General features: G+C 56.3%; 12 protein-coding genes. 10 read left to right on the top strand and 2 right to left on the bottom strand.

The genetic code is table 11. From position 1 onward, the window contains the following. The first annotated feature begins 341 nt into the window (after positions 1-341). Together ACFOOP_RS03335 and gmd are read left to right on the top strand one after the other, a co-directional pair. Positions 342-1,910: a calcium-binding protein gene (locus ACFOOP_RS03335; RefSeq protein ID WP_379879446.1), complete on the top strand. Its 1,569-nt coding sequence runs from the start codon at positions 342-344 to the stop codon at positions 1,908-1,910. Positions 1,911-2,069: 159 nt separating this feature from the next. Further along, positions 2,070-3,119: a GDP-mannose 4,6-dehydratase gene (gene gmd, locus ACFOOP_RS03330; RefSeq protein WP_379879445.1), complete on the top strand. Its 1,050-nt coding sequence runs from the start codon at positions 2,070-2,072 to the stop codon at positions 3,117-3,119. Here the strand turns inward: gmd and ACFOOP_RS03325 are convergent. Then, positions 3,116-4,009 (bottom strand): glycosyltransferase, encoded by an 894-nt coding sequence (locus ACFOOP_RS03325; RefSeq protein WP_379879444.1) that lies wholly within the window; start codon positions 4,007-4,009, stop codon positions 3,116-3,118. The two genes, gmd and ACFOOP_RS03325, sit on opposite strands and share 4 nt — an antisense overlap. 307 nt (positions 4,010-4,316) lie before the next feature. Between ACFOOP_RS03325 and ACFOOP_RS03320 the strand changes: the two genes are divergently transcribed. From ACFOOP_RS03320 to ACFOOP_RS03295, 6 genes are all read left to right on the top strand, one after another. After that, the gene (locus ACFOOP_RS03320; protein ID WP_379879443.1) at positions 4,317-4,814 is read left to right on the top strand and encodes a toxin-activating lysine-acyltransferase; all 498 of its coding nucleotides are present in this window, start codon (positions 4,317-4,319) and stop codon (positions 4,812-4,814) included. Between the two features lie 225 nt (positions 4,815-5,039). Then, positions 5,040-6,905: a calcium-binding protein gene (locus tag ACFOOP_RS03315; protein ID WP_379879442.1), complete on the top strand. Its 1,866-nt coding sequence runs from the start codon at positions 5,040-5,042 to the stop codon at positions 6,903-6,905. Between the two features lie 131 nt (positions 6,906-7,036). Beyond that, the gene (locus ACFOOP_RS03310) at positions 7,037-8,788 is read left to right on the top strand and encodes a type I secretion system permease/ATPase (RefSeq protein WP_379879441.1); all 1,752 of its coding nucleotides are present in this window, start codon (positions 7,037-7,039) and stop codon (positions 8,786-8,788) included. Further along, positions 8,781-10,091 (top strand): HlyD family type I secretion periplasmic adaptor subunit, encoded by a 1,311-nt coding sequence (locus ACFOOP_RS03305; protein WP_379879440.1) that lies wholly within the window; start codon positions 8,781-8,783, stop codon positions 10,089-10,091. The genes ACFOOP_RS03310 and ACFOOP_RS03305 overlap by 8 nt, the downstream gene beginning before the upstream one ends. Before the next feature lie 15 nt (positions 10,092-10,106). Then, the gene (locus ACFOOP_RS03300; protein WP_379879439.1) at positions 10,107-11,321 is read left to right on the top strand and encodes a glycosyltransferase; all 1,215 of its coding nucleotides are present in this window, start codon (positions 10,107-10,109) and stop codon (positions 11,319-11,321) included. Beyond that, the gene (locus ACFOOP_RS03295; protein WP_379879438.1) at positions 11,315-12,004 is read left to right on the top strand and encodes an FkbM family methyltransferase; all 690 of its coding nucleotides are present in this window, start codon (positions 11,315-11,317) and stop codon (positions 12,002-12,004) included. Before ACFOOP_RS03300 ends, ACFOOP_RS03295 begins: the two co-directional genes overlap by 7 nt. Positions 12,005-12,054: 50 nt before the next feature. On the opposite strand, the gene ACFOOP_RS03290 is transcribed toward ACFOOP_RS03295, so the two are convergent. Beyond that, positions 12,055-12,804 carry an FkbM family methyltransferase gene (locus ACFOOP_RS03290; protein WP_379879437.1) on the bottom strand — a complete coding sequence of 250 codons (750 nt, stop codon included), beginning with the start codon at positions 12,802-12,804 and terminating at the stop codon, positions 12,055-12,057. Positions 12,805-12,910: 106 nt separating this feature from the next. Here ACFOOP_RS03290 and ACFOOP_RS03285 point away from each other — a divergent pair, with 106 nt between their 5' ends. Further along, the gene (locus ACFOOP_RS03285) at positions 12,911-13,732 is read left to right on the top strand and encodes an ABC transporter permease (RefSeq protein ID WP_379879436.1); all 822 of its coding nucleotides are present in this window, start codon (positions 12,911-12,913) and stop codon (positions 13,730-13,732) included. Between the two features lie 3 nt (positions 13,733-13,735). Next, positions 13,736-14,536, top strand: a complete 801-nt coding sequence (locus ACFOOP_RS03280) for an ABC transporter ATP-binding protein (protein WP_379879435.1) — start codon at positions 13,736-13,738, stop codon at positions 14,534-14,536. The last annotated feature ends 39 nt before the right edge of the window (positions 14,537-14,575 follow it).

The following is a 14,575-nucleotide window of genomic DNA, read 5'->3' as shown; positions in this document are numbered from 1 at the left end:
GGCGAGGCTGGGCGGCCTAATGTCAATCTGAACCCCTGCATGCGCCCGCAATCCTGAAAGCGGGGGGTCGGCGCGGGCGGCCTCCTGCCCTCAGGCTGAGGCAGGCAGGAAAGGTGTGCGCCGGCCGTTTGGCTCCTTCTCTCCGCTTCGGAGGGGCGGATTCTATGGCTCTTGCGGCGCAAAAGGGTGTGGAAATCCAGCTAAAGGCTGGGTATTAATGGTTTTGAAGAAGCCTCATTATATTGGCGTATGTCCGCGCCACGGAGTTGCAATAACAAAGATAGGCTCGAATTTTCGCGCCGCCGGAAGAGTTAGCGTTAACGCGAAAGGACCTGCCGAAAATGTGGACGTATGCCGAAGGGAATACGAGCGGCGCCAGTCAGGGGCAAGTCGATCTCGTAATGAGCCTGGTTGAAGACGCAGCGAATTACTGGGGCCGCTATCTTGATTTTCACGCGAGCGCCTCGCTCGACGTTCTCGTCAACATTGTCTCACTTGGCGGCGATACATTAGCGCAGGCGGGCACAGACTTTTTTTTCCAGGGCAGTTCCGGCGGCTCCGACATATATCAAGCGGTTACGATCAACGAAATCGACACTGGCGCCGATCTGAATGGCGGTTCAGCGGATATTGAAATTGACGTCAATCTCGATTCCATTCTTGCCGAGGAGTTTTATTACGGCGGCGAAGATGAGCCCGGCGTTCCGTTTTCAAAATACGATCTGTTCACTGTGTTGTTGCATGAGATCGGGCACGGGCTGGGCTTTCTTTCATTTCTTACCGAGCCCGGTACGGACAAGGCTGTTTACGATCTCTCAGTACAGCAATTAAGTGGGGATTATTATTTTACCGGCGCGACGGCCGTGTCTGTATATGGCTCAAATGTTCCGCTGGATACAGAACCAAGTCATATTGCAACCTCTCCTATTGATCTGCTCGGCGCCTCGCTGTTCAACGGTCAGCGTCTCGTTTTATCTGCGCTCGATCTCGCGATTCTTGCTGATGCGGGTTTGCCGGTGCTGGCGCCGACCAGCGGCGCAGACGTGATTTATGGCTTTGAATCCAGCCTTTATGGCGTCTCTTATGTCGGCGGTGACGATAACATCAACCTTCTGGACGGCGCGGACGTTTATTATGGCTTGTCAGGCGACGACACCATTCGCGGCGGCGGCGATAACGACACGATTGAGGGCGGCGCCGGTTTTGATTTGATCTATGGCGACAATGGCGACGATTATATCGACGGCGGGTCGGAGAATGACGATCTGCGCGGCAGCGCCGGCAATGACACGGTATTGGGCGGTTATGGCCGCGACGTGATCCGCGGCAATTCCGGCGACGACGATATTCGTGGTGGCGCTGGCGGCGATACGCTGGCGGGCGGCCTCGACAATGACGAGATCCGCGGGGCGTCGGGCGATGACGCCATGAAGGGTGAGGCCGGAAACGATCTTATTTCCTCGGGGATCGATGACGATCTCGCAAAAGGCAATGAGGGCGCCGACACGTTGTTGGGTGGGGATGGTAACGACTTTCTTCAAGGCAATCCCGGCGACGACATGCTGTTCGGCCAGGCCGGGAATGACGATCTGCGCGGCGGAAACGACAATGACACGCTGGACGGCGGCTCGGGCAATGACACCCTGCGCGGCAATTCCGGCGACGACGTCTTTGTCTATGCGCCGGGCGCCGATGACGATCTGATCATCGGCTTTGAGGGCGGCGCCGGCGCCGGGGACGTCATCGACCTTTCGGTCTATAACGGCGTCTTCGACAGTTTCGCGGATGTTCAGGCTGCGGCGGTTGATGACGGGTTCGGCAATGTGGTCATCGAGCTGGGCGGGGGGGATAGCATCACCCTGGCGAACACGATCGAAGCCTCGCTCAACGCCGATGATTTCCTGTTCTAGCGATGTAGGCCACAAGGTTTCGTAATCGCGAGGTCGGGTCTCTGTGGCGACTTTCGCGCCCGCAGATACTTGCCATGAGGCCGAATATCGCCGAAGACGGGAGCCAATTTTTGGCCTGCCTGGCGGCGGGTCTGCTCGCAGATAATCAGGATTAATGTGATGACGAACAAAACAGCTCTGATCACGGGCGTGACGGGGCAAGACGGCGCTTATCTCGCGCGGTTGCTTCTCGAAAAAGGCTATATCGTGCATGGCGTCAAGCGCCGGTCTTCCTCGTTCAATACGGGCCGGGTGGACGATATCTACAAGGATTTTCACGAGCCTGAAGCGCGGTTTTTCCTGCATTTCGGCGATTTGACGGATTCAACCAATCTGATCCGCCTAGTTCAGGAAACGCAGCCCGACGAGATCTATAATCTTGGTGCGCAATCCCATGTGCATGTGAGTTTTGAAACGCCGGAATATACCGCGAATGCGGACGCTGTTGGTGCGTTGCGTCTCCTTGAGGCGATCCGTATTCTGAAAATGGAAGACCGGGTGCGGTATTATCAGGCGTCGACATCGGAGCTGTACGGTCTCGTTCAGGAAACGCCACAATCAGAAACAACGCCTTTTTATCCGCGCAGTCCTTATGCGGCCGCGAAACTTTACGCTTACTGGATCACAGTGAACTATCGCGAGGCCTATGGCATGCACGCTTCCAACGGCATTCTCTTCAACCATGAAAGCCCGATGCGCGGCGAAACATTCGTTACGCGAAAGATTACGCGCGCCGTGGCGCGCATCGCAAAAGGCCTTCAAAAGAAGATCTTCCTCGGCAATCTCGACGCAAAGCGCGACTGGGGGCATGCGCGCGATTATGTCGAGGGAATGTGGATGATGATGCAGCAGCCGGACGCCGATGACTATGTGCTGGGGACGGGAGAGACGCATTCCGTACGCGAATTCGTCGAAAAGGCTTTCGCGCTTGTCGGTATCGGCGTTGAATGGCGTGGCCAGGGGGTTGGTGAGACCGGCGTCAACAAGGAAACCGGCGACACCATCATTGAAGTGGATTCGCGCTATTTCAGGCCCACAGAAGTCGATTTGTTGCTGGCCGATCCCAGAAAAGCCAACACCAAACTCGGCTGGAAGCACAAGGTTACTTTTGACGAGCTTGTCCGCGATATGGTCGAGGCGGACGTGAAGGCGCTTGATGGAGAGCGTTAGCGTTTCCGCAGTTGCGCCTGCATCTTCTGGTCGGCCTCATTGGCGCTGCGCATGAGCTCCCATGAACTCCGCATGCGCCAGAGCAGCGCGGCGGCTTGCGCGAGGGGAGCGGGCAGGGTGAACGGCTGCGTGCTCATGACTTCTTTGCGATAGTCTTCTGCGTTCACCGTCGACATATTTTTTTCGTGACGGCGAAATCCGCCGAGTACGGAAGGAATAACATCCAGTGGAGCGTGGCGCGCAAACCGGCGCCACAGATAATAGTCCCCTGCGAGTTTCATTTTGCGAATCTGTGAGGTCTCGTCCGGCGTCAGCCTTTCTAGAAGCCGGCGGGAAAAGAAGATGCTTTCCTGCTGCAGATTGCCGAGCAGCCTGTCGTGATGCCAGCCTGCGGCGATGCGCTTTTGGGAATAGCGCCCGGCGGGTCTCAGATACCGCAAGCGCCCCTTGTCGTCCCAGCAGGCGGGAACGCCCGTGACCCAGTCGCATTCGGTATGGTCCGTAAATTCGTCAATAGTCGCCAGCGCCCAGGATGTGTAGAGATCGTCGCTGTTTAACCAGCCGATCCACTCTCCCCTGGCTTGCGCCAGCCCCTTGAAGAGCGCGTCATACATGCCGGCGTCCGGTTCGGTGAAGAGGCGGATGCGGTCATCGGCTTCAGCAAGCTCTCGCGCAATCGCTACGGACCCGTCCGTTGAACCGCCATCCGCAATGATCAGTTCCCAATCACGTTCCGTTTGCGCCTGAACGCTTGCTATCGCGGCAGGCAGGAACTGCGCGCCGTTTAGAAGGGGCATAATGATGGAGAATTTCATATAAGTGACGGCGCTGATCTCTTCAGGGGGCTGGGCGCAGATGCGATGATGAATCGCGCCACAGCAATTGTCCACCGACGCGGCTTGTCACGAAAGGCCCCTCTAGCGCGGCCGGGCCAAGCCTGCGGCGCCCCGGTTGGGGGACGGCGGTTCCTCTTGAATATGGACAAAATTGGACTGCGATCTTATGTAGGACGCCAGTCACAAGCATGTAATTCAACCTTGGCGTGTAATATTCGTTCAGGGCTTGGCGCAAAGGCTCATTCAGGAGATTGTGCGGGCAGAGACTGTACGGGCAGAGACTGTACGGGCAGGAGACGGTGCAAGCGGACTGGTTAAAGCAGGCGTGGCGCAGTCGCGCGGGGCAGAGCAGGGGAGAGGCATGTCAAACTTGAAGCCGTCATCCAGTGCGGATTCGCCCCAATACCGCTCTTTCCGGGATGATAACAGCTACGCCGCCCTCGGACGGGCTGTCAGCTATCTGATGACCAAGCCCAATTTCAAGGATCTCAAATTCGGGTTCTGGTCGAGAACGCTTGTCGGGCAAATCAACCGGAAACATTATTTTTTCACCGCTGAGGGGGGTAAAATCGTCGGATTTATCGGCTGGGCGCTTGTCGATGAGGATATGGCGAAGGCCTGGCTGGAGAATTCGGCGGATTTTAACTCAGCCGATTGCGTAAATGGCGACTGTATGGTCATTAACGCTTGGGCGGCCGATACGGACGCCGTTAACCGGTTTAATTTGCGCGAAATCAGACAGCATCTTGTCGGCCTCAAAGCCGCTTACGCCAAACGATTTTACAAGGATGGGCGGATCCGTCCGCTCAGGGTCGGGATCACGGATCTCGTGGAAAGCCATATTGAAAAACAGGCTTAAGGCCGCGCCGCCGGGGAAATGAACCCCCTTGTGTGATGAGGGTCACAGATGCCGGCTGACGCCTCGTGCTTAACATGAACGCGCCCCATTTAGGCCCGATTTACAAACTTTTTAGTGGGGTGCGCACCGTTGGCGGACCATTATTTGCAAGCCTTTCAACGGAATCGCCGCCGCCCAGGATGTCCTCGGCGGTATTAGCATGGAAAGCTATCTGGGGAGATTATTATGACTACGTTTGACATTTCTGCGTCCAATCAGGGGTTCAACATGCAGTTGACCACTGATGTGGATTTCGACGTCCAAGACGGCAACATGTTTTCGACGAGCTACTCGTGGCTCTCGGATAACGGTCATGACATCGTTTTGAACGGTTCCGGATTCACCTACAGCGGAGCAACCGTAACCGGCGGCACTGTAACGAGTGGAACGATTGACCTCGATAACAACAATACCACCGACATCACCATTAGCGGCATACCCAACGGTAGCCTTGTCACCATGACCAATGGCGCTGCCAATGGGAACTCCATCGGGTTTTATGAAGAGATGCTCGATTCCAGCGATGATGAGGTTACTGGCAGTAACTTTGCCGACAACCTGAAAGGGCTCGGCGGCTCCGACACCCTGCTTGGCGGCGGCGGCCACGACACCCTGCTGGGCGGCGCTGGCGACGACAGCCTTGATGGTGAAAACGGCAATGACAGCCTGAATGGCGGCTCCGGCAATGATTTTCTTATTGATGGCAATGGTAATGACACGCTGAATGGTGACGATGACGACGATTACATCTCGGTACAGAGCGGGATTGCTTCAGATGTTTTCATTGGCGGCGATGGCGTCGATACGATCGACTGGGGTGCATCGGGTGAGAATGGCGCCGAATTTAATCTGCAAGCCGGAACGGCGTCTCAGGGGGGCGCCACAGAAACCATGAGTGGCTTTGAACATCTTAAAGGCACTGGCGGTGATGACACCATTACAGGCAGTAGCGCCGCTAATGACATCGCCGGCAATGGCGGGGATGACATCATTGATGGCGGGACCGGCAATGATACGCTGCGCGGCGATGACTTTTTCGCCAGTATCAACGGAAACGACACCATCATGGGTGGAAACGGATTCGATGAGCTGTACGGCCAGGGCGGCAATGACTTCATTGAGGGCGGCTTCAATTCGGACACGATTGAAGGCGGCGCAGGCAATGATGTCATTTATGCGATGACGGAAGCTGATCGTGACGGATCGGTCGAAGGAGACTCGCTGTTTGGCGACCTTGGAGCCGACTCGATCACCGGTTCCAACGGGGACGATACTATCGACGGTGGCTCCGGCAACGATACGATCCGCGGCCGCGGCGACAATGATATGATCGAAGGTGGTTCCGGTTTCGACCTGATCTTCGGCGACAATGGCGATGATTATATCGACGGCGGATCGGAAAATGACGACCTTCGCGGCAGCGCCGGCAACGACACAGTGCTGGGCGGCAATGGCCGCGACGTCATCCGCGGCAATAGCGGCATTGACGACCTTCGCGGCGGCGCCGGCGGCGACACGGTCGCGGGCGGCATCGACAATGACGAGCTCCGCGGGGCGTCGGGCGACGACGCCATGAAAGGCGAGGCAGGCGACGACTTGCTGCTCGGCGGGACGGATGACGATTTGCTCAAAGGCAATGAGGGCGTCGACTCCTTGTACGGGGGAGACGGGAATGATTCGCTGCAAGGCAATCCTGGCGACGACCTGTTGTTCGGCGATGCTGGAAATGACGATCTTCGCGGCGGCAACGACAATGACACGCTGGAAGGTGGGGCCGGGAACGACACCCTGCGCGGCAATTCCGGCGACGACGTCTTTGTCTACGCTCCGGGCGCCGATGACGATCTGATCATCGGCTTCGAGGGCGGCGCGGGCGCCGGGGACGTCATCGACCTTTCGGTCTATAACGGGGTCTTCGACAATTTCGCGGACGTCCTGGCGGCGGCGAGCGATGTGGGCGGCAATGTCTTCATCGACCTCGGCGGCGGGGATTCGATCACCATCGCAAATACGACCGAGGCCTCCCTGAATGCCGATGATTTCCTCTTCTGAGGGTGATCTGATCAGCAAAACCGTTAATTTTAGCGGTTTTGCTGAAAATTATTCATTGGTCTAGAATTTGTCTGATAGTTTTGAGAGCGATCTTGGCGCGGCCCGGATCGCTCTCAGCAAGAGAGACCAAAGTGACAGCAAGCAAGCAACTTAACAAAGCCGAACCGAAGATCGCCGCCGCGCTTAACGCCGCGAAGCGATTTCTTATGGTTGCAGGGGGCCTCAGCTTTTTCGTTAACCTTTTGATGCTGACCGGCCCTTTGTACATGTTGCAGATTTACGATCGGGTGATTGGGAGCCGCTCCTATGAGACGCTGGCCGTCATCACGATTTTGACCTTTGCGTTATTCGCCGGCATGGCCGTTCTCGATTTCATCCGCGGCGCCCTTCTGGCGCGCGCCGGCGAGACGTTTGAGAAGGAATTACAGGATACCGTTTTTGATCTGTCGATGGATGCAGGGCGCGCCGGCGCCAAGTCGCCGGACATGCCGATCAAGGATCTGCGCCAGATCCGGCAGTTTGTGGCGAGCCCGGCGCTGACGGCGGTTTTTGATGCGCCATGGGCGCCGTTCTTCCTGCTGCTCGTTTTTATGATGCATTGGCTTCTTGGTGTTGTGGCGACAATTGGCCTGATCGTTTTGCTGGGGCTGGCGATTGCGAATGAGCGCTTGTCACGCAAGGCGACGGCGTCTGCTCTGACGATGTCGAGCGGCGCCGATCAAATTGTTTTTTCTTCAATTCGCAACGCAGCAGCGGCTGACGCCATGGGAATGCGCGAGCGCCTTTTGAAAAAATGGCGCGACCAAAGCGAATCCGCGAGTGGCGATTCTCTATTGGCTTCAGATAGCATTGGCGGACTAACGGCCGCGACGAAAGCCAGCCGGTTGTTTTTGCAATCGGCGATTTTGGGCACTGGCGCCTTGCTGGCAATACAGGGGCAGGTGACGCCGGGCGTCATGATTGCTGCATCAATCATCGCCGGTCGTGCGCTTGCGCCAGTTGAAACCGTTACGAGCCATTGGCGGCAATTCGCCCTGACGGGGGTTTCTTTCAAACGCCTGCGAGGCTTTGTCGGCATCGCCAGAGAAAAAACACCGCGTACGGAACTGCCGGCGCCGCAAGGAGCGCTTAGTGTTGAAAAGCTCATCTGCAGGCCCGGAGCGGCGCAAAAGCCGGTTTTGAAAAATGTCAGCTTTGATCTCGCGCCAGGCGAAGCGGTCGGGGTTATCGGGCCGAGCGCGGCGGGTAAATCCACCCTTGTGCGCGCTCTGGTTGGCGTTGAGGCGGCGCTGTCGGGCGAGGTCAGACTGGACGGCGCCAATATCGCGCATTGGGATCAGACGGCGCTTGGAGCGTTTCTGGGATTCCTGCCCCAGGAAGTAGAGCTTTTTAACGGAACGATTGCTCAAAATATCGGCAGGTTTCATGAGCAGATTGACGATGGCGCGGTTGTCGCGGCGGCGAAGGCGGCCGGCGCTCATGAGATGATCCTTGGCCTGCCGGACGGGTATGAAACCGATATTGGCGATGGTGGGCGTCATCTCTCCGCAGGACAACGTCAGCGGGTCGGCCTGGCGCGTGCGCTTTACGGAGATCCGAAACTGATTGTGCTCGATGAGCCCAACTCCAATCTCGACTCAGATGGCGAGGCGGCGCTGGTTCGGGCCATGAAAGGCGCCAAAGAACGCGGCGCCACGATTGTTATTGTCGCGCACCGGACAACCGCCATCGGCTCCGTAGACAAGCTTCTCCTGCTTGTGGATGGCGAGGTTCGCGCTTTCGGTCCGCGTGACGAGGTTCTGAAAAAAATGGCGCCGCGGCAGGTTGCTTCTTTTGACGCCGGCGCGCGCGACAAAATAAAAAGAGCTTCCGGCAATGACTGATACCTCACCCAAAAAACCGGCTAGCGCAGATTTCTATATCAAATTTGGCCTCTATACGGTGCTCGCCCTTTTTGGCGGACTGATATTCTGGTCTGTTGTCGCGCCTGTGGACGGCGCTGTGATTGCGGTTGGTCAGGTTGTGGTCGAATCCAACCGGAAAGCGGTTCAGCATCTTGAAGGCGGCGTTATTGAAGGCATTCTCGTTCGTGAGGGCGAGGAAGTCGAAGCCGGCGAAGTGGTTGCAACGCTTGAAGATACCGTCCAGGCCGGCAGCCTCGCCTTGATCGACGGTCAGTTGACGGAGCTTTACGCCCGGCGCGTCAGGCTTGAGGCGGAACGTGATGGAGCGGACCGCCTTGCGCAACCGAGAGGAAAGGCTGCGGTTCTCAACGGCGATGCGTTCGAAGCGAAGCTCGCAGGCCAGACGCAGTTGTTCGAAGCGCGGCGCACGACCAGGCTTACGCAGGTTGATCTGCTTCAGGAGCGCATTACGCAACAGAAGGAACGCATTGGCGGCCTGAACGCGCAAATCGATTCCCTTCGCGATCAGCGCCGGTTGATCGAAGACGAACTTGCGGGCGTTCGGGAATTGAATGAAAAGGGTTTTGCGCCAACGACGCGTGTTCGCGCGCTGGAACGCGAGTCCCGCAGGCTTTCAGGAGAGCGCGGCGCGTTGCGCGCCGCCATCGCCGAGGCGACCAGCATTATTGCGGAAGCCGAACTTGAAATCGAACGCTTGCAGGAAAAAGCGCGCGAAGACGCCATTTCCGAGTTGCGCGATGTCGAGGTCTCGATTGCCGAGCTTGAGGAGCGACGCATTGCAGCCGATGAAAAGCTGGAGCGCACCCAGATTCGCGCGCCCTATGCCGGCCGGGTCATGGGGCTTACGGTGCATACGGAGGGCGCGGTGATTTCGCCCGGGGCGCCGCTGATGGAAATCGTTCCGCGCGGCGATAAATTACAGATCGCCGCCCGTGTCGCGCCGAGGGATGTGGACAAGATTCAGGCTGGGCAGGAAACGCTTGTGCGGTTTTCGGCGTTCGGCGCGCGGATGACCCCTGAAACAACCGGCGTCGTCGATTTCGTTTCCGCCGACAGTTTTGTTGATGATAAAACAGGCATCCCTTATTACCTTGTCATGGTGGATATTCCGCAGGGTGAAGAGCTGAACAAAATTTTGCATAATGCTTCTCTCGTGCCCGGCATGCCGGTGGAAGCCTTTATCAGGACGGGGTCGCAACCGGCGATCAGTTATTTTCTGAAACCGTTGACTGACGCGCTCGCGCGCTCCATGCGCGAATAAAAAAGACGCCTATCCGTGCAAATCCTTTTTCTTCACGACAACTTCCCCGCTCAATTCGGCGTGTTCGGACAATATCTGGCGCGTCAGGGGTGGGATGTATGGTTCGGTACGCAGCGGAAAAATTCCCAGCTGTCCGGCCTGAAAACGTTCAATTATTCTCCTCATCGGGAAGTGACGGAAAAAATTCACCCTTATGTTGGTGGATTTGAAAAAGCCGTCCTGAACGGCCAGGGGTTTGTGCGCGTCGCGCTGAAGATGAAAGAAAAAGGCCTGTCGCCCGATATTGTGATGGCCCATTCGGGATGGGGGCCGGGCCTTTATGCCAAAGATTTATGGCCCAGGGCGAAATATGTCGGCTACTTTGAATGGTATTACACCTCACAGGCGCCGGACATAAAGTTCCTGAATGAAAAGGGGCGCAATCTGGATGACGATTTGCGCACGCGCACGCGCAATGCGGCGATACAGATGGATTTGACAAGCTGCGATGCGGGCATTGTTCCGACCTCCTTCCAGAAGGCGCAGTTTCCTCCCTGTTTCAGCGACAAGCTGATTGTCATGCATGACGGCATCGACACCGATACCTATAAGCCTTCTGAAAAGGCGGGGCTGCAGCTGCCGAATCTTGATCTCTCCAGCGTTGATGAGCTGATCACCTATGTGGCGCGCGGCATGGAGCCCTATCGCGGTTTTCCGGAATTCATGAAAGCGCTGGAGATCATCCTCGAAAAACGGCCTAACGCCCATGCGGTCATTGTCGGCGAAGACCGTGTGGCCTATGGGCGCAAGCTCAAAGAAGGCGACAGTTACAAAAAACGCGCGCTCGAGGCGTGCAATCTCGATCTGAACCGCGTGCATTTCACCGGGCTTCTGCCGCGCGACCAGTATCTAAAAGTGCTGCAAGCGTCGTCGGTTCACGTCTATTTCACGATCCCTTTCGTTCTGTCATGGTCAATGATGGAATCTATGAGCGCTGGTTGCGCCATGGTCACATCCGATGTGGAGCCGGTGTGGGAAATGGCGAGCGACGATGAAGAGCGGCTTGTGCTTGTCGATCATCGCCAGCCGACCGAGATTGCAGACGCCGTGGGACGGCTTCTGGATGATCGCGACAAGGCGTCCTCCCTGGGGGCGGCCGCCCGTAAATTCATCGTCGAGAATTATTCCCAGCGCGACATCTTTGCGAGAAAAGAAGCGTGGCTGAAAACGGATGTCATGCAACTATGCTAGGCCGTCTTTTCCGCAAAAAAGATTCTGAACTCGATCACGCCGCCGCCTTGAAGCGTATGGCCGGACGCGGCGTTGAGGTGCAGACCTTCATCGATGTCGGCGCGGCCAAGGGCGCCTGGAGCGAAAAGGCGATGCGCCTATGGCCGGCCGCCGGGGCTCATCTTATTGAAGCCAAGGAAGATTGGCGGCCGGAGCTGGAAGCGTTTCAGGCGCGTCATCAAAATGTAAGTTTTGAAACCGCCGGCGTCTCACGCGAGCCGGGAACCATCTATTTTCCGAAAGCGGCGGACCCCTATGGCGGGGCTGTTTTTCATGATTGCGCCGATCGCGATGACCTTGAAGCGATCAAGGCCACGTCGATTGATCATGAGGCGGCGCGATTGCAGCTTAAAGCGCCGTTCGCCATCAAGCTCGACACGCATGGCACTGAGGTCGATATACTCGACGGAGCCGCAAAAACCCTGGAGCAGACGGCGTTTTTGTGTATCGAAACCTATAATCTGATTGGCCAGAAACGCTTTCCGGAACTGATCATCGACCTGCAGGAGCGCGGGTTTCGATGCGCAGATGTTGCTGAGCCGCTGTTCAGAAAAGGCGATCAACTGCTCTGGCAGATCGATTTTTATTTTATGCGCGCCGATCATCCGGCGTTCGGTAATTTCAAATATACGCCGCAGGCTTGAGGCTATCGGAAAGTGAAATGGGCGCCGCGCTGTTCATGCGAGCGCGGTGATCACCATTGGTGGGTTTTCCGGAAAGGCCCGTCTTCGCGGACGAAAGCCAGGTCGACCTGACCGAGTGCGTTGTCGTGAGGACGATACAGACCATCCAGTATATCGTAGAGCGCAAAGCCGCGATTTTGCATGAAGCGAACGATTTCCGTGAAGTCCGGATGATGCTCACCCCAGAAGCGGAACAAAGACGCCTCGACGATGACAACGCTCACCTTTTTCAGCGTTTCAACGCCACCCTTGAGAACAAAGAGATCGGCGCCCTGACAGTCTGTTTTCAACAGAACGTCGCCAGAGAGACGGTTCTCTCCAACGATGTTGTCAAGCGTGTCCACTTTTACAGAGACCTGGTTGTCGTGACTTTTTTTGTTTTTATGCATCAGCGAGGATCCATAGCGGTCCGGATGGCGGAGGAGGCTTTTCTCCCCTGGCGTTTTCATCAGGGCGCAAAAATGGATCTCGTGTTTGTAGGGCTCTAAAGTATTTTCAAGCTCTTCACGAAAGTCCGGCAAAGGCTCGAAAACGATGTGAAAGGCGTCTGGAAATGATGAGTAGATGATCTTTGTTCCGCCCGCCGCGCCGACATCGATGCAATAATCCGGGGCGAAACCGAGCCGTTTGAGATGCTGGAAAAAGGCGGCGAAGTCGCGGGTTGGTTTTTCGGGTGTGCGGCCGGCGGCCTCCGGCGCGGGGCCCGCATTGCGCGATGGCTTCAGGAATGAAAAGAAATTACCTATTTTGGGTTTAGGCATGTTCCAAAGCTCTTGACCGGGCTGTGAATATAGGATCAGGCGAGGGTTTATCTTGGCGGGGCGCCGTGATATTTGCGCTCTTCGTTTTGGATTTGAAGCGCATTCAATGTCAAGCTATCGCTATGAATATCAGGCCGGAGTATCCAATTGGAGCCGCGCATTAGGCGATATTCAGGACGCCTGGTCGCGGCGTTTGCTGTGGACCGACATGGCCTTCCGCGAATTCAAGGGAAAATATCGCGGCGCGACCTTCGGCGCATTCTGGTTGACGCTGACCACGGCCATGACGGCGATCGGTCTGGGCGTTCTCTATGGCTATCTGTTTGGCCGACCGCTCGCAGAACATCTTCCTTATGTGACATGCGCCATTTTGTCATGGGGGCTTATTACCGGGTTCGTGAATAGCGGCTGCGCGGTTTTTGTCGGGAACGCGAACACGTTTAAGGAGTTTCCGCTCCCTTCTGCTTTGTTTGCGTTCAAGCTCGCCCTGAGCCAGATGATCGCATTTTCTTATCGCAGCATTGTTCTCGTGATCATGCTCTTGATCTTCTCAAAAAGCTTGACGCCCCTGGCGCTGTTGTCGGTTGTCGGGTTTTTGCTCTTGGTCTGGATTGGTTTCTGGTCATCGCTGGCGCTCGGCGTCATTAATGCGCGGTACCGCGATTTTGGCCAATTGGTGTCGGCTTTTATGACATTCGCATTTTTTCTGACGCCGATTTTCTGGCTGCCTGACAGGCTGAACGAATACGCCGTGTATCTCAATTTCAACCCGTTTTTTCACATGATCGAAGTGATCCGGGGTCCGATTATGGGGCATGACAATCTGGCGCTGCATTTTGGCTTCGTCGCTGCGTTTGCTGTCATTGCGCCCGCGATCGGCATTTTTGTCTATGGCAAGCTTTCTCATCGACTTGCATATTGGTGCTGACCCGTGGCGAAAATTGAACTCACAAAAGTCGCTGTAGAATATCCTGTTCCGCATATGCAGAACCGGAGTTTTGTCGGCGCAGTTAAAAACGCCGCCATTGGTGGATTGATCAAACGAGAAAAAGTGCTCCGAATAAGGGCGCTTGACGGCGTTACGCTGACATTGCGCGATGGCGACCGGCTAGGCATTTTAGGCAGAAACGGCGCTGGCAAAACGACGCTATTGAAAACCATGGCGGCGATTTTGCCGCCGACCGAGGGGCGTGTTTGCGTCGAGGGGCGGATATCGCCGCTCATCTCCATGATGCTTGGGCTGGATAATGAAGCGTCAGGATATGAAAATATCCGTATTCGCGGGCGGTTGATGGGGTTGAACGACAGCCAAATTGACGAAGTCATGCCGGAAATCGCCGATTTCACAGAGCTCGAGGACTATCTGGAATTGCCGCTCAAAACATATTCGAGCGGTATGCGGATGCGATTGACATTTGCAGCATCGACGTCGTTCCGGCCTGAAGTCCTGTTGCTGGATGAATGGCTGGGCACGGGAGATGTTGAGTTCCGGAATAAAGCGGCTCGGCGCTTGCGGGCGCTGATCGATAAATCCGGTGTCTTTGTATTTGCTTCGCACAGCCGCAGTTTGCATCAACGCATTTCGAACAAGGGCGCCGTTCTGGAGAACGGAAAGCTTTTGTTTTTTGGCGATATTGATGACGCTTTTGAATTCCAGGATGAGCGCCGCGCCAAACACGAAAGACGAGAAAAAACACGGCAGGCCGCGCGTGCAAAAAAGAAGAGCGGCTAGACAACCCTCAGACACAATTGAAAATATCCGGTTCGCCGG

Source organism: Hyphococcus aureus (assembly GCF_042643165.1).
In the GTDB taxonomy this organism is placed as follows: domain Bacteria; phylum Pseudomonadota; class Alphaproteobacteria; order Caulobacterales; family Parvularculaceae; genus Hyphococcus; species Hyphococcus aureus.
This window is presented reverse-complemented; position numbering and strand designations above follow the sequence as displayed.